This window comes from Burkholderia sp. GbtcB21, assembly GCF_019091065.1.
In the GTDB taxonomy this organism is placed as follows: domain Bacteria; phylum Pseudomonadota; class Gammaproteobacteria; order Burkholderiales; family Burkholderiaceae; genus Burkholderia; species Burkholderia pyrrocinia_C.
Map to the genome: position 1 here is coordinate 16,064 of NZ_JAGXKA010000029.1, position 19,568 is coordinate 35,631.

Consider the following 19,568-nt stretch of genomic DNA (forward strand, 5'->3'; position numbering starts at 1 on the left):
CGATATAGCTTTCGAGCGGTTCATGAAAGACCTCGTGCGCATCCGCGCACGACCGTCGCCGGCAAGCGAAACGAAGAGGAGAATCGAACACATGACAACGAACGGATCCGTCGCGCCCAAAGAGCGGGTCAACATCGTCTATCGCCCGGCGACGGGCGACGCACAGGCGGAGGTCGAGCTACCGCTCAAGGTGCTCGTGCTCGGCGAGTTCTCGACGGCCGCCGACAAGCCGCCGCTCGAGGAGCTCACGCCCGTGAACGTCGACAAGGACGACTTCAACGACGTGATGAGGGCGCAGAACCTCCAGCTCGCGCTCAGCGTGCCGAATCTGCTGGATGATCAGGCCGGCGAGGACAACCGGCTGTCCGTCACGCTCGGCTTCGATTCGATTCGCGATTTCTCGCCCGACGCGATCGTCGAGAAAGTTCCCGAGCTGAAGCAGTTGATCGCGCTGCGAGATGCGTTGAAAGCGCTGAAGAGCCCGCTCGGAAATATTCCGGTCTTTCGCAGGCGCATCCAGGAAATCGTCGCCGACAAGGGCACGCGCAAGCAGTTACTCGACGAACTCGGCCTCGACGACCAATGAACCGCGACACGGAACAGACGACCATGGAAGGCGAACACATGCAATCCCCGAAGCACGACGACGCGCCGGACGCGACGCCGCCCGAATCCCCCGCATCGCTGCTCGACGAGCTGATCGAGGCCGCACGCGTGAAGCGCGACGAAGACGCGTACCTGATCACGCGCCACGGCATCCAGGCATTCGTCGCTCATCTGGCTAAACCGAAGCGCCCTATCGAGACCGTCAGCCAGGCGACGATCGACGACATGATCGCCGAGATAGACCGCAAGCTGTGCCGGCAGGTCGACGCGATCCTCCACGACCCGGACTTTCAGCAACTCGAATCGACCTGGCGATCGCTCAAGTTTCTCGTCGATCGGACCGACTTTCGCGAGAACGTGAAGATCCAGATTCTCGCTGTCGGCAAAACGGCGCTGCTCGACGACTTCGAGGATTCGCCCGACATCACGAAATCCGCGCTGTACCAGAAAGTCTATACGGCCGAGTACGGCCAGTTCGGCGGCCAGCCGATCGGCGCGGTCATCGCGAACTACACGTTCGGGCCCGGCGCGCAGGACGTCAAGCTGCTGCAATACGTCGCGAGCACGTCGGCGATGGCGCATACGCCGTTCATCGCGGCGGCCGGCCCCGCGTTCTTCGGCATCGATTCGTTCGGCACGCTGCCGAACGTGAAGGATCTGTCCTCGCTGTTCGAGGGGCCGCAGTACGCGAAATGGAATGCGTTTCGCGAAAGCGAAGACGCGCGCTACATCGGCCTCGCGCTGCCGCGCTTCCTGCTGCGGCTGCCTTACGGCGCAAACACGACACCCGTCAAGCGCTTCAACTATGCAGAGCGCGTCGAAGGCAGCGACGCGAATTTTCTGTGGGGCAATGCGGCGTTCGCGTTCGCGACGCGGCTCACCGCAAGCTTCGCCGACTATCGCTGGTGCGCGAACGTGATCGGGCCGCAAGGTGGCGGAACAGTGACCGATCTGCCGCTCTATGCGTACGAATCGATGGGCGAGATCCAGAACAAGATCCCGACCGACGTGCTGATTTCCGAGCGCCGAGAGTTCGAGCTCGCCGAACAGGGCTTCATTGCGCTGACTATGCGCAAAAACAGCGACAACGCCGCCTTTTTCTCCGCCAACTCCACGCAAAAGCCGAAGTTCTTCGGCATCAGCAAGGAGGGCAAGGAGGCCGAGCTCAACTATCGGCTCAGCACGCAACTGCCGTACATCTTCGTCGTCAACCGGCTCGCCCATTACATCAAGGTGATCCAGCGGGAGAACATCGGCTCGTGGAAGGAGCGCGGCGATCTCGAGCAGGAGCTCAACCAATGGATCCGCCAGTACGTCGTCGACATGGACAACCCCTCGCAGAGCATACGCAGCCGCCGCCCGCTGCGGCAGGCGAAAATCGCAGTGTCGGACGTCGAGGGCGAACCCGGCTGGTATCGCGTGGATATGAAGGTTCGGCCGCACTTCAAGTACATGGGCGCCTTCTTCACGCTGTCGCTCGTCGGTAAGCTCGAAAAGCGCTAGGCAGGCGGGCTGCGCGGATTTTATCGGAAACATTCGCCCGGCCCGGCGAAACGGAAATCAAACGTGCCCACTCGATAATCGATTCACGCCGACGGCTTCGGATGCGTGACGAACTGTCGCCGGCATCGCATGCTCGACGCCGGCGACGTCGGGTCGAGCCCGAAGGCGTCTACGTCAATTCGGCGCACTGCGCCGACAAGCAAAAAAGGAAACCGCCATGCTGGCCGGAATGTACCTCAAGGTCAAAGGAAAGACTCAGGGAGAAATCAAAGGCTCCGTCGTTCAGGAGAATCACGACGGAAAAATTCACGTCTACGCCTTCAAGCACGACTACGACATGCCAGCCAAGATGCAGGATGGCTTGACGCCCGGTGCGTCCGCTCGCGGCGTGCTGACGTTGACGAAGGAAATGGACAGGTCGTCGCCGCAATTCCTGCAGGCGCTCGGTAAGCGCGAGAAGCTGACCGACTTCGAGCTTGAGATCTACCGTCCGAAGCTGGACGGCTCGGGAACGACCGAACTCGAGTTCACGCTCAAGCTCAAGGACGTTCTGGTCGTCCACATCGACGAATACTCGCGCAAGCCGCACGAAGGCGGCGGCGACGGCATCAAGGATGGCGTGCTCGGCCATATGGAAGACATCTCGTTCACGTATCAGGGATTCTCGATGGAGCACAAGGAATCGGGCGTCTCGGGCGAAGCAAGCTGGCTGAATGGCTGATCGCGAATCGGCGTTGGCCGGCGTGCCACGCACGCTCGAGTGCCGGCTGCTCGAGCGGATGGCGAACCGCGAAGCGGGCGAGCACGACCGCTTGCCGCCCGCCGACGTGCTCGCGCGCTCGATCATCGATCATCTGCGCCGCATCCTGAACACGCGGCAGGGCCACGTGCCGATCGATCCGGCCTTCGGCGTGCCGGACTTCACGAATCTCGCGGGCGGCTTCTCACAGGGGTCCGCTCGCGAGATCGAAGCGCAGATCGAGCGCGTGATCACCTGCTACGAGCCGCGGCTGAAAACGCCGCGCGTCTCGCTCGCCGAGCGCGGGCCCGATACGGCGACGCTGCGCTTCAGCCTCGACGCACGGCTCATGATCGGCGCGTTCGACGTGCCGGCGCGCTTCCTGACGACCGTGAGCGGCAACGGAAAGATCGATATCCAAACGATTTCCTGAAGCGCAGCGATTTCGCCGCGCGTTCATCATGGCCACAACCACACTCAATCGCTATTACGAGGACGAACTCGTCCGCCTGCGCGAGCTCTCTGCCGAATTCGGCAGAGAGTACCCGCTGCTTGCACCAATGCTCGGCGCGCCGTCGGGCGACCCGGACGTCGAGCGGCTGCTCGAAGGCGTCGCGTTCCTGACGGGGCTCGCGCGGCAGAAGCTCGATGACGGCCTGCCGGAGCTCGTGCAGGCGCTCGCGGACCTGCTGTTTCCACACTCACTGCGCCCGGTGCCGGCTGCCACGCTGATCGCGTTCGAACCGCGCGGCGCGCTGCGCGAGCGCGCGGTGATCGCGGCCGGCACCGAGATCGAATCGGGTCCCGTCGACGGCACGGCCTGCCGGTTCCGCACGTGCGGCGAGCTCGACATCGAACCGATCTCGCTCGCCGGCTGCCGGTTCGTGCCGCCCGCGCACGGGGGGCCCGCGCTCCGGCTCGACTTCGAGATGCTCGGCATCGACGCGAGCGAATGGGACGCGACGCGCATTCGCCTGTTCATCGGCGGCGAGCGGCTGCACGCGAGCCGTCTGTTCGCACTGCTGATGCAGCACGTCGTATCGGTCGAGATCGCGTGTGGCCCGCCGGACCTGCCGGGCCCGCGTTGCGCACTCGGCGCCCGCGCGCTGCGGCCGGCGGGCTTCGATGATGCTCTACTGCCCTGCCCCGAACGCGCGTTCCCGGGCTTCCGGCTGCTGCACGAATATTTCGCGTTCGCCGAGAAATTCCTGTTCGTCGAGCTGAGCTGCCTCGAGCGCTGGAGCGCCGCGCGCGCGGGGGCGCAGTTCAGCGTATGGCTCACGCTCGACAGTGCGCCCGACTGGCTTCCCGGCATCGATCGCGACAGCTTCCGGTTGAACGTCGCCAGCGCGCTGAACCTGTTCGCGCACGAGGCGGTGCCGATCCAGCACGAGCATCGCGCGACCGATTACAGGCTGCAGCCCGAAGGCGACGCACAGGGCCACTGCCAGGTCTATTCGGTCGACCGCGTGATCGGCTATCGCCCCGGCCATTCGGTCGACCGGCATTACGTGCCGTTCGGCGTCGCGGGCGGCGACGCGAACGCCGCGAGCTACCGGCTGATTCGCCGCGCCGCGCTCGACGGTCGCGGGCATGATCTCCATCTGGCGCTCGCTTATCCGCCCGGCGAGGCGCTCGCCACGGAAACGCTGTCGATCGGCCTGTCGTGCACGAACGGCGCGCTGCCCGCGCGCTTGAAGGTCGGCGACGTGTGCCGCGCGACCGACAGCTCGCCCGAGCGCTTCACTTTCGCCAACATCGCGCCCGTGAGCCCAGCGCTCGATCCGCCGCTCGGCGAGCCACTGCTGTGGCGCACCATCGGACATCTCGCGCTGAATTTCCTGTCGATCGGAAACGTCGACCATCTCAAGCAGATGCTCGCGCTCCACGCGTTCGGCGAACGCGGCGCCGACTCGCGCGCGCAAGCCGACCGCCGCCGCATCGACGGCATCGAATCGGTCGACGTGCGTGCCGAGACGCGGATCGTCGGCGAGCGGATGCTCAGCGGCCAGCACGTAGCGCTGCGCTGCGACGCACACGCGTTCGGCGGCAAGGGCGAGCTGTATCTGTTCGGCTGCGTGCTCGAGCGCTTTCTGGCCGAATACGCCGCGATCAATACCTACACTTGCGTCGAGATCGACGCATCGCCCGACGGCGAGCGCTTCGCGTGGCCGCCTCGGATGGGAGCGCAATGCCTGCTCTAGAACCCGTGCTGCTCGGCGAGGCGAAGCACTTCGCGTATTTCCAGGCGATCCGACTGCTGCGGCGCATCGTGCGCGAACGGCGCGACGATACGGCGGGCGCGCCCGTCGCGCCGATGCCGATCCATACGCGGCCGAATCTCGCGCTGTCGTTTCCTGACACCGACGTCGAGCGCATCGACAAGGCAGACGACGGCAGCTATCGCGTCGTCGCGAACTTTTTCGGGTTGTACGGCGTGGCGTCGCCGCTGCCAACGTTCTACACCGAAGACCTGATCGACGAAGCGCTCAGGGGCCGCCACGCAGCGCGCGGCTTTCTCGATGTGCTGCACCGCGCGCTCTATCCGCTGCTGTTCGACGCATGGTTAAAGCATCAACTGGCGCTGCGGATCGTCGAGGAACGCGACGAGCACGCGCTGCGCCCGCTCTACGCGCTCGCGGGCGTCGACGCGCGCACCGCGCGCGACGAGGGCCTGCACGAGCACGCGCTGCTGCGCTACGTCGGGCTGCTGAGCCAGCGGCCGCGCTCCGCGGCCGGGCTGCGCGCGCTGCTCGCCGACGCGTTCGCTCCCGCGACGGTGGACATCGAGCCGTGCGTGACGCAATGGCTGCCGATTCCGGACGACCAGCGCACCCGCGTCGGCGCGCGCGCGCATCGGCTCGGCGCCGACGCGCGGGTCGGCGCGCGCATGCGCGACGACGGCACCCGGCTGCGGATCGTGCTCGGCGACGTGCCCGGCCCGCTGTTCCGCGCGCTGATGCCGGGCGGCGACGCGTTTCGCCGGCTGCGCTTCCTCGTGCGCCTCTATCTGACTCAGCCGTTTGCCGTCGACGTTGTGCTCCGCGTGCGCACGCGCGACGCGGGCCCCGCACGCTGCGGCGGCCAGGCATGGTCGCGCGTCGGTCTCGATGCGTGGCTAGGCAGCCCTAGCGCCGAACGCACGGCGTCGCCCGAATTCCGTCTTCCGACTTCCCTCTTTGATCAAGCGAGACCTCACCATGCTGCTGGTTGACCTGAAACCGTTGATCGAACAGCTCAACCCCTATTGCCGGAGCGCGCTCGAAAACGCCGTCGGCACCTGCGTCGCGCGCCAGCACGACGACGTCGCCGTCGAGCACCTGCTCGCGCGGCTGTGCGATGAACCGTCGGCCGACGCCGCACTGCTGCTGCGCGCGTGCGGCGCGGACGCGGCGCGCCTGCGCCGACAAGCCGACGCCGCGCTCGACGCGCGCCCGGCGGGCGACGGTGGCCGCCCCGTGTTCGCACCGTCGCTGCTCGCGCTGTTGCAGGACGCGTGGCTGATCACGTCGCTCGAACTCGGCGACACGCACATCCGCTCAGCGGCCGTGCTCGCCGCCGCGGTCGCCCGCGCTGCGCGGCAGCCGTCGCCTGGCGGCGACGACGTGCTGCAGTCGTTGCGCAAGGATGCGCTCGTCGCGCGCTTTTCGAGCGGCGCGTGCGCACGATCGATCGAATCGCGCCCGTCGGACGCGCTCGACGCCGCGCCGGGGGATGCGAACGACACGCGCGACGCATCGAGCGCGATCGCACGCTATTGCGAGGACTTCACCGCGAAAGCGCGCGCCGGCCGGATCGATCCGGTCTTCGGTCGCGACGCGGAAATCCGCCAGATCGTCGACATCCTGGCGCGGCGGCGCAAAAACAATCCAGTGTGCGTCGGCGAGCCGGGCGTCGGCAAGACGGCCGTCGTCGAAGGGCTTGCGCTGCGGATCACCGAAGGCGACGTGCCAGCGACGCTGCGCAACGCGACGCTGCTCGGCCTCGACCTCGGCATGCTGCAAGCGGGCGCGAGCGTCAAGGGCGAATTCGAGCAGCGGCTCAAGCGCGTGATCGCCGAGATCCGCGCGTCGCAGACGCCCGTCGTGCTGTTCGTCGACGAGGCGCACACGCTGATCGGCGCGGGCGGCGCGGCGGGCGCGTCCGACGCGGCGAACCTGCTGAAGCCCGCGCTCGCGCGCGGCGAGCTGCGCACGATCGCGGCCACCACATGGAGCGAATACAAGAAGTACTTCGAGAAGGACGCGGCGCTCGCGCGGCGCTTCCAGCCGGTGAAGCTCGACAGCCCGGACGTCGCGACGTCGGTGATGATCCTGCGCGGGCTGAAGGACCGCTATCAGGACGCGCACGGCGTGACGATCCGCGACGACGCGCTCGTCGCGGCGGCCGAGCTGTCGGCGCGCTACATCACCGGCCGGCAGATGCCGGACAAGGCGATCGACCTGCTCGACACCGCGTGCGCACGCGTGAAGGTGCGCCAGCAGACGAAGCCCGCCGCGCTCGAGGACACCGAGCGCGCGATCCAGGCGCTCGAGCGCGAGCGGCGCGCGCTGCGGCAGGATCTGGCCGAGCGATGCGCGCCGGACACGCCGCGCATCGCGGAAATCGATCGCGAGCTGGCCGCGCTGTCCGCGCGCGCCGACGCACTGCGCGACGCATGGGCGGCGCAGCGCGACGCTGCACAAGCGCTCGCCGCCGCGCGCTGCGCGTGCCGGGCGATCGCGGACTCCGCCGAGGCCGTCGGCGCGGGCGAGATCGACGGCAGTAGCGCCGATGCCGCCGACGCGCGCGAGCGCGCCGCGCTCGCGCTCGCCGAGGCGACCCGCCGTTTCGAGCACGCGCAGCGCGAAGCGCCGCTCATACGAATCAATGTCGATCCGGACGCGATCGCCGATGTGGTAGCCGACTGGACCGGTATCGCGGCCGGCAAGCTGCGCCGGGACCGCGCGAACGTGATGCTGCGGCTCGCCGATACGCTCAAGCGCCGCATTCGCGGCCAGGATGACGCGATCGAGCAGATCGCGCAGGCCGTGAAGTCGGGCGCGGCCGGCGTGCACGATCCGCGCAGGCCGCTCGGCGTGTTCCTGCTCGCGGGGCCGTCGGGCACCGGCAAGACGGAAACCGCGCTCGCCGTCGCCGACGCGCTGTTCGGCGATGAGCGCTCGATAGTCGTCGTCAACATGAGCGAGTTCCAGGAGCGGCACGACGTCAGCCGCCTGATCGGCTCGCCGCCCGGCTACGTCGGCTACGGCGAAGGCGGCATGCTGACCGAGGCTGTGCGCCAGCGGCCCTACTCGGTCGTGCTGCTTGACGAAGTCGAGAAGGCCCACCCGGACGCGCTGAACCTGTTCTATCAGGTGTTCGACAAAGGCTGGCTGTCTGACGGCGAGGGCAAGGAAGTCGACTTCGCGAACACGGTGATCTTCCTGACGTCGAACCTCGGCGCCGATGCCGTCGCCGATCTCGGGGCGCGCGGCGCGCGCCCCGATCCGGACGCGATGCGCGCGGCGATCCGGCCGGCGCTGTTGCGCCATTTCAAGCAGGCGCTGCTCGCGCGGATGACCGAAATTCCGTATACGACGCTCGCGCCCAACACGCTCGCCGACATCGCGCGGCTGAAGCTCGAGCGCATCGCGACGCGCGTCGCCGCGCAGCATGCGACGCGCGTCGTCTACGACGACGCCGTCGTCGCGCACGTCGTCGCACGCTGCACCGAAGTCGAATCGGGCGCGCGCAACGTCGACTTCGTCCTGCAGCGGCACGTACTTCCCGTACTCGCCGAGCACGTGCTCGTGTGCGCGGGCGACGCGGCGCAGGCGGCCGCGATCCGCGTCGCGGTCGACGCCGACGGGCGCTTCGTCGTGTCGACCGACGCACCTGCCGGGGGCGATGCGCGGGGTGCATCCGATGTGCTCGATGCGTCTGATGAGCCCAACTCGCCCTGATCCCCCCGCTGCCCAGGAGTTCCCGATGTTGCCATCCCACCAACACAATGCCGACGCGCCGCGCGCGAATGCGCGGCGCTTCACGTTCGCGAGCAAAGCGTGCGACGACGCCACGTTCGAAGTCGTCGACCTGAGCGGACGGGACGCGATCTCGCAGCCGTACCGGTTCGAGCTCACGCTCGTGAGCAAACAGCCGCGGATCGATTTCGCGAAGATGCTGAGCCGCGCGGCGACGCTCACGATCCTGCCTCCGTATGGCGAAGGCGGCACAACCCGCTATACCGGCGTGCTCGCCGAGTTCGAGCAACGGAACGACTTTCGCGGCCTCACCGTCTATCGCGCAACGCTCGTGCCGCGCCTCTGGCGGCTGTCGCTGTACAAGGCGTCCGACGTCTATCTGAACGAGCAAACGATTCCCGACATCGTGAAGCAGGTGCTGCGCGCCGGGTCGTTCGCCAGCCGCGACTACCGCCTGCGACACGGCAGCGGCTACCGCAAGCGCAGCTTCGTCTGCCAGTACGACGAGAGCCACCTGGATTTCGTATCGCGCTGGATGGAGAAGGAAGGCCTTTACTACTACTTCGAGCACGACGGCAAGCACGAGACGCTCGCGATCATCGACGATCGCCGCCATCAGCGGGGCCTCGCCGACGATCTCGCGCTGCGCTACCTGCCCTCGACCGACTTCGACACGGGCGTCGAATCGAACCGCGTGCAGGCGTTCGCGTGCCGCGCAACGCCGCTTCCGCGCGAAGTCGTGCTGCGCGACTTCAATCACCGGAAGGCGGAGCTGTCGCTCGAAGTACGCGAATGCGTGTCGCGCGACGGCATCGGCGAGCGGGTGTCGAGCGACGAGCATTTCCATACGAAGGACGAAGGTCGGCGCTACGCGAAGCTGCGCGCCGAGGCGCTCATCTGCGAAGGCCGCCGGTTCGCCGGTGAGGCGACTGCGGCCGGCCTGCGCGCCGGCCGCTTCATCATGCTCGAGGGCCACTACCGCGCGGATTTCGACGGCCGCTACCTGGTGACGGCGGTCACGCATCGCGGCTCGCAGGCGAGCCAGCTGTTTCCCGATCTCGACACGCCGTTCGGCGCGACGCCGGGCCAGCCCGTCTATCGTGCCGAATTCGACGCGCTCCCCGCCGACGTCCAGTACCGGCCGCCGCGCACGACGCCCAAGCCGCGCGCGGTGGGCGTCGTCAGCGCGATCGTCGACGGCGAGGGCGGCGGCAAGCTCGCCGAGCTCGACGAATACGGACAGTACAAGGTGCGCTTTCCGTTCGCGCACACCACGCATCCGACGAACAAGGGCTCCGCGCGGATCCGGATGGCCACGCCCTACGCGGGCGCGGACCGCGGCATGCACCTGCCTCTGCTCAAGCGCACCGAAGTGAAGATCGCATTCGATGGCGGCGACCCGGACCGCCCCGTGATCGTCGGCGCGGTGCCCAACTCGTCGCACCACAGCGTCGTCACGCGCCGCAACCCTGCCGCCCACCGGATCCTGACCGAGCACAACCAGCTCTACATGAAAGACGGCAGCGGCGCCGCGACGTGGCTGCACGCGCCAAACAACCACATCGGCCTCGGCTCGGTCGGGCCGGGCGAAGGCCTCGCGCTTCTCACGTCCGGCAACAAGTTCGATTTCTCGCTCGGCAATGCGTACAGCTTCTCGGGCGGGCTCAAGTGCTCGGTGTCGATGGGCGGCAACACCGACGTCTACGTCGGCGTGCGCAACAGCCTAGACGTCAGCGCGAACTTCCTGACGACGCTGCAGGGCAACCTGCGCTGGATGCTGCCCGGCAGCCGGACCTTTGAGATCAACGACAGCGCGTCGACGCTGCTGCAGACCCTGCACAAGCAGTCCGCGACCGGCGCGATCCGGCTGTCCGCCGGGCAGGACGCATCCGCATTGCTGCAAAAGCAGATCGACAAGCTCAAGGGCACGGTGCGCAATTTCATGATCGTGTCGGGCTTGGCGAACGCCGGGTCCGCTGCCGCCGCCGCCGGGCTCATCAAGGGCGGCGGCGCAGTCGCCGATCTGCCGTGGACGGGCTTCGGCATATCCGCTGCGCAGTTCGCCGTCGCGACCGGCGTCAGCGCGGCGCTGATGGCGACGTCGCGCACGCTGCTCGCGAACGTCGCGAAGCTACAGGAGTCGTTGCCGCTCGTCGCCGATCTGTCGCTCGGCAAGCACGGCATCGCGCTCGCCGCGAAGAACCTCACGCACGCGACGCGGATGTCGCTCACGGTCGATGGGCTCACATGGTCGACGCACGCGAAGGGGCCGGGCGCGGCGGGCGTCGCGATGAGCGCCGGCAACGGCCACTGGAGCGTGGAATCGGCGAAGCACGCGTATGTGCACGCGAACGACATGCTGCTGTTCGCGGTGCCGGCCGATCCGGCCGCCAAGCTCGACCTCAAGGACCTGATCGGGCTGCGCCGCGATCTCGACGCCTGCATGAAGGACATTGCCGATCTCGAAGCCGACATTTCGGAAAACGAAGTGCTATCGAATCGTCAGAACGCCTTTGGCGTCAGCGCGCTCGTGCCCACACCGCCTTCGCCCGCCGATGCGGTAGAGGCGGTCGCGATCAAGGCGAAGGAAGCGAAGCTCGTCGGACTGAACGCGAAGCGCAAGGTCGTCACCTTGAAGATCGACAACCTCCAGCAAAAACTCGCGAAGCAGGTGAAGAACCTGAGCGCCGCGCGGATAAGCGCCTCCGACGCGGAACTCGGCTTCAAGGGCAACCGGCTCGTCGCGACGGCCCAAGGCGTCACGCTCGCGCATGCGCAGGGCAAGGCGAAGCTCGACGTGCGCGAGGCGAAGATCGGCGTCGAGGCGGGCAAATCGAGCCTCCAACTCGACGAAGGCAAGATCTCGGCCGGCTGCGGCTCCGCATCGCTCAAGCTCGGCAGCGACGGCGCAATCGAAGTGCGCGCGACCAATGTCAAGCTGAACGGCAGCGCGTCGCTGAAGTTCGACGGTCAGTTGATCCAGCTCGGTTAACCCGGGCATTCGTTCGAATTCCATCATGAAAATCGTCAAACCCGAGTCGCTCGCGCTGTTGTGCCGAACGCTGCGCTTCGACGGAATCGACCGGCTATCGATCGGCGCGCTCGCCTGCTTTGCGCTGCGTGCGAACGCGCCCGTTGGCCCCGGCGAGCTCGCGACCGAGGCCGAGCTCTGGCAAGTCGCGCAGCAGTGGCTCGACCCGCAGGCCCCGCTCGACGAGGGCTTGCCGAAGCCCGCGGGCGAATTCCTCGTCTATGGCGATGCGTATGCGCCGTCGGTACGCGACCGCGCGGGCGCGCCGGTCGCGGTGCGCGCGCGCATCGGCGCGGCGTGCAAGGAGCGGCTTGTCGACGCGCGAGCCGTCGCGCAGCTCGCCGAGTTTCGCGCGCTGCCACCGTCGGCGCCCGAGCGAGCGCGCGATCTTGGGCCGTTCGACGAACGCTGGCTGGCTTCGCGCTGGCCCCACCTGCCCGTCGGCACGCGCGCCGAATATTTCCACACCGCGCCACGCGACCAGCGGATCGCCGGATTCTGGCGCTGCGACGAGGATATCGAGCTCGTCAACCTGCATGCGGACCGGCCGGTCATCACCGGCGCGCTACCGCGCGTGCGGGCGCGCTGCTTCGTCGAGCGCTCGGTCGCTGGCGTCACGCGCATCGACGCGTGCCCGATGCGCGCGGAAACTGTCTGGCTGTTCCCGGGCGCGGCGTGCGGCATCGTCCTGTATCGCGCGCTCGTCGCGATCGACGATGAAGACGGCGACGACGTCGTGCGCGTGATCGTCGGCTGGGAAGACGCCGAGGCGCCGCCATTGCCCGACGCCGCGTATATCGGCCAGCCAGCGTCCGAAGACGTCCGATCCTGCGCGGCGCTCGCTTCCGCCGCCGACGACGAGGCGCGCGCCGATGCCGGCCTCGCCGCAGATGGCTCGCCGTCGGCTTCACATGTGCAACTGCCAGCGGCCCCGGACTCGCCCGCGGAGCCTCCCACGCCGGATCTGTCCGCGCTCGAACGGGACGCGGCGGCGCTCGCCGCGCAAACCGACGCGCTGCTCGCCGAATTCGGCGTTACCGAAGCAGACATCGCGCGCCTGCTGCCGGCGCGCGATGCGCCCGCAGACATGAACCTGGACGAGCTCGCCGCGCTCGCGGCCAAACTCGACGCGCAGACCGCGCAATGGCAAGCGCAGTACGCGCCAGCCGCGGCTGGCGAGCAACGCGATGCTTCGCCGTCCGCTTCGCCGAGTTCACCGGCATCGGACGACGCGTCGCCACTCGCTGACCTGCTTCGGCAAGCCGACACGCAGATCCGCGCGCTCGTCGAGCAATACGGCCTGTCGCGCGCGCAGATGGAGGCGGGCGCGCGGAACCGGCCGGAGTTCGCCGCTCTTGCGGACGCGCTCGACGCGCTCGACGCGCCGCTCGACGTCGTCGCACTGACAGCAGGGCTCGGCGCGCCCGCCCCCTGGGCGTCGACCGACGAATCGGCGACGTCCGCCGAGCCCGACCCGCTCCCGCCCACCGAACGGCTCGCCGACGACGCCCCCGTGCTCGCGGCGACGCGCCGCACCGCGCCGCCGGCAAGCGATGCGCCGCTCACGGAACCACTCACGCGCGAGCAGGTGATCGAGCGCCACGCGCGCGGCCTCGGCTTCGCCGGCCTCGACTTGAGCGGTCTGGACCTGTCGTTGGCCGTGCTCGAGCACGCGGACTTCCGCGACGCGCGCATCGAACGCACCTGCTTCGCCGGCTGCCGGCTGGCTGGCGCGTCGTTCGAGCGCGCGCTGCTGTCGCTCGCCGATTTTTCGAACGCGGACCTGCGCGACGCGAGCTTCGCCGACGCGTCCGCCCCCGGCGCATCGTTTCGCGGCGCCGAGCTTGATCGCGCTCACCTTGATCACGCCGATTTCACCGGCGGTGACTTCTCGCGCGCGTCGCTCTCCGACAGCCGTTGCCCGCGCGCGCAATTCGACGCGAGCGCGATGACCGGGCTCGCCGCCGCGCGGCTCGACGGCGCACACGCGAGCTTCGCTGGCTGCGCGCTCGACGCCGCCGACTTCACGTCGGCGCACGTGCCGCGCGCGAACTTCCAGCACGCGACGCTGGCGGATGCCACTTTCGCGGCCGCGCAGTGCGAGGGCGCCGAATGGTACGGCGCGCAGGCGCCGCGCGCGCAGCTTCGCTCGGCGTCGCTGCGCGGCTCGCGCGCCGACGCGTCGACGTCGTTCCGCCAAGCCGTCCTGAGCGGCGCGGCGCTCGACGACGCGAGCTGGGACGGCGTCGATTTGCGCTATGCGAATCTGCACAAGGCAACGCTCGATCGCGCGAGCCTCGTACGCGCGATCGCGAGCGGCGCGCAACTGACGCTTTCCCGCGCGCGGCACGCGGATCTGACGAAAGCCGATCTGACGCAGACGGACGCGCGCTTTTCTGACTTGCTCGGCGCGTCGCTGCGCCGCGCGCGGCTCGACGGCGCGCAACTGCAATCGAGCAACCTGTACGGCGCCGACTGCTACGGCGCCGCGCTTGGCCAATCGCAAATCGATGGCGCGAACGTCGAGCGAACGCCCTTCGCTGTGCCGGGCCGTCCCGAACTCGCACCCTGCCGCTGATACATTCGATGCCCACCCTGTCCGCTCCCGTTCACGCGGCGCTCGCCGCTCTTGCCGACACCCGGACGCTATCCGGCGTCGATCTTTCGGATGCCGACCTTTCCGGCCGCGACCTGTCCGGCTGCATGTTTGACCGCGTGATCCTGCGCGGCGCGAACCTGTCTGCCGCGCAGCTCGACGCAACGCGCTGGCAGCAGTGCGATCTGACGGCCGCGCGCATCGAGGGCGCGACGCTCGCCGATTCGAGCTGGCACGCTGTCGCGCTACGCGACGCAAGCCTGCGCGCGACGACGGGCGACGCCTTCGAGATGACGGACACCGATCTCGCCGGCGCGACGCTAACCGACGCGCTGTGGGCGCGTGCGACATTCGAGCGCAGCGATTTCTCCGCCGCGCGATGCACGCGCGCAAAGCTGCTGCGTTGTGAAGCTATCGATTGCCGCTTCGAGCGCACCGATTTCGCTAGCGCAGAGCTAGAGCGTTTCGCAGCGATGCGCGCCGATCTGTCGAGCGCGCGCTTCCACGCCACGCGCCTAAAGAATGCGCTCTTCGCCGAAGCGAATCTGCGCGGTCAACGCTTCGACCGCTGCGATCTGACCATGACGCATTTCGGCGGCGCGGCGCTCGCCGGCAGCGATTTTAGCGGCACATCGCTCGTGCAGACCATGTTTTTTGACGCCGATCTCGAACACGCGACGCTCGCGGACGCGCGCGGGCGCCATGCGCGTTTCGCGGGCGCGACGCTGGCGGGCGCGAACCTCGTCGGCGCTGCGTTCGACGAATCCGATTTCGCGCGCGCACGGATGCCGTCGGCGAACGCGCGCGGGCTGCGCGCGCGGATGTCTCTCTTCGCGCACGCCGATTGTGCGGGCGCGACGCTCGCGGGCGGCAGCTTCGTCTACTGCGATTTCTCGCACGCGACGCTGTCGCGCGCCGATTGCGCGGACGCCGATTTCTCGCACACGAACCTGCACGGCGTCAACGACCTCGCGGCCCGCTGGGAGGGCGCGCGCACGACGGGCGCGCGTGCGACCGACCCCGCGCTCGCGCGCGCCGAACAATGGAACTCGCCCGAACGATGACACACGACTCCCGCGCCTCGATGACACCCATGCCTTCCCCCTGCGCCTCCACTTGCGCCCCCGCGCCATTGCCGTCCATTGGCGCTCCGTGCGCGCCCCAGGCCGATGCGCTGCTGCGCGCGTCGTGCGTGACCGGCCGCGTCGGTGACTGGCTGTCGCTCGACGATCCAGTCGGCCGTGCGCGGCGCGCCGACGGCTGCCTGCTCGCGCCCGACCTCGGCGACCACGTGCTGATCTGGGCGCCTGCCCCCGCGTACCCTGGCGACGCGTCGCCCGCGTACGTGCTCGCCGTGCTCGCGCGCGCAGGCGCGCCGCGAGCGGTGCTCGCATTGCCCGGCGGCGTCGCGCTCGAAGCCGGCGTCGACGGGCTGCGCATCGACGCGTCGCGCATCACGCTCGCGGCGCGCGACCGGATCGACGCGGGCGCGCCGCGTGTTGACGTGCACACGCATTGCGCGAGCGTGCGCGCCGCGCGTCTCGACGCGCGTGCGCAGTCGATCGCCGCCGCCGCGCACGACGTGCACGTCGTCGCGCGCCGCTTCACCGCAACGATCGGCCGCGTATTCCACACGCTCGGCGATTGCTTTCGCCGCGTGCGCGGCGTCGACGACTTGCGCGCGACGCGCGCGCGCTGGCGGGTCGACGAGCGCGCGCACCTGCACGCGCGCGACGTCGCGTTGTTCGCGGACCGCCATGTCGGTATCGATGGCGAGCGCATCGATCTCGGCTGAATTTCCCCTTTCGATTCGGAGTTCCAACATGTTTGTCGTCACTACCGCGTCCGGTCTCTGCATGAGCCCCGCCGACGTCTGCAAGACACCGACGCCGGGCGGTCCGGTGCCCGTCCCGTATCCGAACACCGGCCTGCCGATGATGGCCGCGTCGATCACGACGAAAGTGCTCGTCTGCGGGATGCCAGCGCTCACGAAAAAATCGTCAATTCCGATGACCAACGGCGACCAGCCGGGCACCGCTGGCGGTGCGATGTCCGGAAAGATCATGGGCAAGGTCGAATTCGCCGCCGGCAGCGCGAAGGTGAAGTTCGAAGGCAACCCGGCCGTGCGGCTGACGACGCCGACGAAACACAACGACGGCAATGCGACGGGCGCCGTGCTGCAGCCGAGCCAGCAGAAAGTTATGGTGATGAACTGAGGAGAAGGCATGAGGGAACCACACATTTCGATGCCTGCGGCCGCGCACACGCGTCGGCCAGTTCGCCCGACGCGGTTTCGCCGGTCATCGCGGCGCTGGCGCTCCTGCGCCGCCGCGCTGGCCGCGCTGGCCGCGCTCGCCGCGCTGGCCGGCTGTGCGAACGGCGTCACCGAGGAACAGGCGCGCGCCGACGTGCGATGGGACTACGCGCCCGACGCGCTGCGCATCGACGTCGACGCATCACCGCGGCTGAACGAATACCTGAACGCGCCGCACACGTTGCTGCTCGCGGTATTCCAAAGCGCCGACGCGCAGACCTTCCGCCAGCTCGCCGACGATCCGGACCGGCTGCGCATGACGCTCGCGGCGGGTGACTCTGCGGCGCGCTTCATTCAGACGACGCGCTACGTCGTCGCGCCCGGCGAGCACGTCGCGCTGTCGATCGATCGCGCGCAGCAGGCGCGCTACGTCGGCATCGTCGCCGGCTATTACGACGCCGACGGCCCACGCGCGGCCCGCCTATTCGACGTGCCGCTGCACGTCGACAAGCGCGGCTGGTTCTCGTCCACTTATCGCGCCGCGCCGCGGACGCTCGGGCTGGAGCTGCGCCTTGGGGCGCAAAGCATCACCGACGCGCACGAAGCGACGCTAAACCTGCCGCCGCCCGGCGCGCGCGCGTGGATGACGCTCGACAGCGGCGCGAAAACACTGACTCTGACCCCGCCGAGCACCTATGCAAACGCGAACTCAAACGACAGCGGCGACCGCAACAGCAACGGAAACAGCGACGCCGCCGCCCGCGCGCCGCGCAAGCGATGACGCGCGATAGACCACGAATCGAAACGAACGACATGGACAACGTCTATTGGCATCAGGGGATGCTGCTGCAACCCCAGCATTTTCAGTTAGCCGAACTACATCAGCAGTTCCGCATCGAACCGTGGATCGCATCCGGCCCACCGCATTTCTGGGGTGTCGGTGAGCTGACGCTCGCGCACGCCGCGATTGATCGCCGCGCGATCGAGATCCGCTCGGCGCGATTGCTCTTTGCCGACCGCAGCTACGTCGACTATCCGGGCAACGCGGTGGTCGCCGCGCGCGCGTTCGATCCCGCCTGGCTCGACGAAGGCCGCGCGCTCGTCGCGCACGTCGCGCTCAAGCGGCTCGTGCGCGGCGCGAACAACGTGACAGTCGCTGCCGCGCCCGACGCGCTGCCCGACGCCGCGACGCGCTTTGCGACGCTGCCGTCGGCGGACGAGATCGGCGACCTTTATTCGGACCATCCGGGCGCGCCGGTGCGCACGCTCAAGCACGTGCTGAAGATCGTGTTCGATCACGAGCTCGACGCGCTCGCCGGGTACGAGACGATCCCGATCGCGCGGATCGTGCGCGACGGCGAGCGTCTGCGGCTCGACGACGATTTCGCGCCGCCGTGCTACGCGCTGTCGGGCTCGCACGCCTTGCTTGACCGGGTTCGCGGCATCCGCGATGTGCTCGCGGGCCGCGCACGACAGCTTCAGCAGTACAAGAGTCCACATGAGATGCAGCGCGCCGAGTTCGACGCGAGCTACGCGGCGTTCCTGTTCGCGCTGCGCTCGCTGAACCGCTTCAGCCCGCTGCTGTTCCATCTCACCGAACACGACGGGCAACATCCTTGGACGGTCTACGGTGTGCTGCGGCAACTAGTCGGCGAGTTGAGCGTATTCTCCGAGCGCTTCGACATGCTTGGCGAAACGCACGACGCGCGCGGTGGTCTGGCACCGTACGACCACCACGACCTCGGCGGCTGCTTCTCACGCGCGCACGCGCTGATCTGCCATCTGCTCGATGAAATCGCGGTCGGCCCCGACTGCGTCGCGACGTTCGATCCCGACGGCGAGCAGCAGCCCACGCAACGATCTGCGCAACTGCCTCCAGACGTGTTCGTGGATCGCCATCTGATTTACGTCGCGATCCGCAGCGCACACGATCCGGACACGCTCGCGCAACGCTTCCTGCTCGGCGGCCGGATCTCCGCGACCGACGAGATGGCGCAGCTCACCGCGCTCGCGCTGCCGGGCATCGAGCTGACCAGGCTGCCCGGTGCGCCGCCGCGCCTGCCGCGCCGCGGCGACACTCGGTACTTCCGGATCGAGCAGACCGGCCGCCCGTGGGACGCGATCCGGCGCGACGGCCGCGTCTCACTGCGATGGGCCGACGCACCGGACGATCTGCACGCGGAACTCATCGTTGTGAGGCACGCATGATGAGGCTGTCCCATTCGATGATGCCGCTCGTCGCGTATGCAGGGCAGCTCGCGCAATCACCGCGCGGCGACGCCGCCGAAGTCGCGCTGCGGCTCGACATCCTGATCGAACGCGCGCGCGATCACGCGGCCTGCACGGGCGCGCGCCAAGCCGACGTCGACGACGCGCTGTTCGCAGTATGCGCGTGGATCGACGAGGCGCTGCTGAACAGCGGCTGGCACGACGCCGACCGCTGGACCCTGCGGCTGCTGCAGAAGCGCTACTTCGACACGTCGCACGCGGGCGTCGCGTTCTTCGAGCGCCTCGACGCGTTCGAGGGCGCGCGGGCGAACGTGCTCGAAGTCTATCTGCTGTGCCTGCAACTCGGCTTTCGGGGCCGCTACGGCTACGACGGCGGCAGCCAGGCGCTCGACGCGATTCGGCTGCGCGCGCTCGACGCGCTGTCGGCGCACGCTCCGCCGTGCGCACCGGGCGACCCGCCGTTTCCCGCCGCGTATCCGCAGCCAGATCCGCGCACCGTCGCGGCGAAGGCGCGCGCGCGCCGCCGCATTGCGCTCGCCGGCCTGAAGTTCGGGCTGCCGTTCGCGATCCTGTTGTCGCTCTATCTGATCTATCACGTCGTCATCGTGCGGATGGTCGATTCGGTATTCCCGAGGCTGCAATGAAGA

Annotated in this window: 15 protein-coding genes; all 15 read left to right on the top strand. The window is 68.6% G+C overall.

Annotated features, from left to right (window positions below; genetic code table 11):
- The first annotated feature begins 91 nt into the window (after window positions 1–91).
- The 15 genes from tssB (at window position 92) to KVT39_RS34735 (ending at window position 19,565) form a co-directional block, all read left to right on the top strand.
- Window positions 92–586, top strand: a complete 495-nt coding sequence (gene tssB, locus KVT39_RS34665; RefSeq protein ID WP_217591202.1) for a type VI secretion system contractile sheath small subunit — start codon at window positions 92–94, stop codon at window positions 584–586.
- A complete protein-coding gene (gene tssC, locus KVT39_RS34670; RefSeq protein ID WP_217591203.1) occupies window positions 583–2,109 on the top strand; it encodes a type VI secretion system contractile sheath large subunit in 1,527 nt (508 codons plus the stop codon). The genes tssB and tssC overlap by 4 nt, the downstream gene beginning before the upstream one ends.
- A gap of 217 nt (window positions 2,110–2,326) precedes the next feature.
- Entirely contained in the window at window positions 2,327–2,830 is a 504-nt protein-coding gene (locus tag KVT39_RS34675; protein ID WP_217591204.1) for an Hcp family type VI secretion system effector, read from the top strand.
- On the top strand, window positions 2,823–3,281 hold the full coding sequence (gene tssE, locus KVT39_RS34680; RefSeq protein WP_217591205.1) for a type VI secretion system baseplate subunit TssE: 459 nt from the start codon (window positions 2,823–2,825) through the stop codon (window positions 3,279–3,281). Before KVT39_RS34675 ends, tssE begins: the two co-directional genes overlap by 8 nt.
- Window positions 3,282–3,309: 28 nt before the next feature.
- Window positions 3,310–5,052 (top strand): type VI secretion system baseplate subunit TssF, encoded by a 1,743-nt coding sequence (tssF, locus tag KVT39_RS34685; RefSeq protein ID WP_217591206.1) that lies wholly within the window; start codon window positions 3,310–3,312, stop codon window positions 5,050–5,052.
- The gene (gene tssG, locus KVT39_RS34690; protein WP_217591207.1) at window positions 5,040–6,062 is read left to right on the top strand and encodes a type VI secretion system baseplate subunit TssG; all 1,023 of its coding nucleotides are present in this window, start codon (window positions 5,040–5,042) and stop codon (window positions 6,060–6,062) included. Before tssF ends, tssG begins: the two co-directional genes overlap by 13 nt.
- A complete protein-coding gene (gene tssH, locus KVT39_RS34695; protein ID WP_217591208.1) occupies window positions 6,049–8,793 on the top strand; it encodes a type VI secretion system ATPase TssH in 2,745 nt (914 codons plus the stop codon). The genes tssG and tssH overlap by 14 nt, the downstream gene beginning before the upstream one ends.
- 25 nt (window positions 8,794–8,818) lie before the next feature.
- Complete coding sequence (locus tag KVT39_RS34700) at window positions 8,819–11,803, top strand: type VI secretion system Vgr family protein (protein WP_217591209.1); 2,985 nt, start codon at window positions 8,819–8,821, stop codon at window positions 11,801–11,803.
- A 25-nt stretch (window positions 11,804–11,828) separates the two neighbouring features.
- Window positions 11,829–14,420, top strand: coding sequence for a type VI secretion system accessory protein TagAB-5 (locus tag KVT39_RS34705; protein ID WP_217591210.1), 2,592 nt, complete (start codon window positions 11,829–11,831; stop codon window positions 14,418–14,420).
- A gap of 17 nt (window positions 14,421–14,437) precedes the next feature.
- A complete protein-coding gene (gene tagB-5 / locus KVT39_RS34710; protein WP_217591219.1) occupies window positions 14,438–15,502 on the top strand; it encodes a type VI secretion system accessory protein TagB-5 in 1,065 nt (354 codons plus the stop codon).
- The gene (locus KVT39_RS34715; RefSeq protein ID WP_217591211.1) at window positions 15,499–16,233 is read left to right on the top strand and encodes a DUF3540 domain-containing protein; all 735 of its coding nucleotides are present in this window, start codon (window positions 15,499–15,501) and stop codon (window positions 16,231–16,233) included. Before tagB-5 ends, KVT39_RS34715 begins: the two co-directional genes overlap by 4 nt.
- A gap of 28 nt (window positions 16,234–16,261) precedes the next feature.
- Window positions 16,262–16,654 carry a DUF4150 domain-containing protein gene (locus KVT39_RS34720; protein ID WP_217591212.1) on the top strand — a complete coding sequence of 131 codons (393 nt, stop codon included), beginning with the start codon at window positions 16,262–16,264 and terminating at the stop codon, window positions 16,652–16,654.
- Between the two features lie 9 nt (window positions 16,655–16,663).
- Entirely contained in the window at window positions 16,664–17,473 is an 810-nt protein-coding gene (gene tssJ / locus KVT39_RS34725) for a type VI secretion system lipoprotein TssJ (protein ID WP_217591213.1), read from the top strand.
- A gap of 32 nt (window positions 17,474–17,505) precedes the next feature.
- Window positions 17,506–18,900 (top strand): type VI secretion system baseplate subunit TssK, encoded by a 1,395-nt coding sequence (gene tssK / locus KVT39_RS34730; RefSeq protein WP_217591214.1) that lies wholly within the window; start codon window positions 17,506–17,508, stop codon window positions 18,898–18,900.
- Window positions 18,897–19,565, top strand: coding sequence for a DotU family type IV/VI secretion system protein (locus KVT39_RS34735; protein WP_306795612.1), 669 nt, complete (start codon window positions 18,897–18,899; stop codon window positions 19,563–19,565). Before tssK ends, KVT39_RS34735 begins: the two co-directional genes overlap by 4 nt.
- Window positions 19,566–19,568 lie beyond the last annotated feature (3 nt).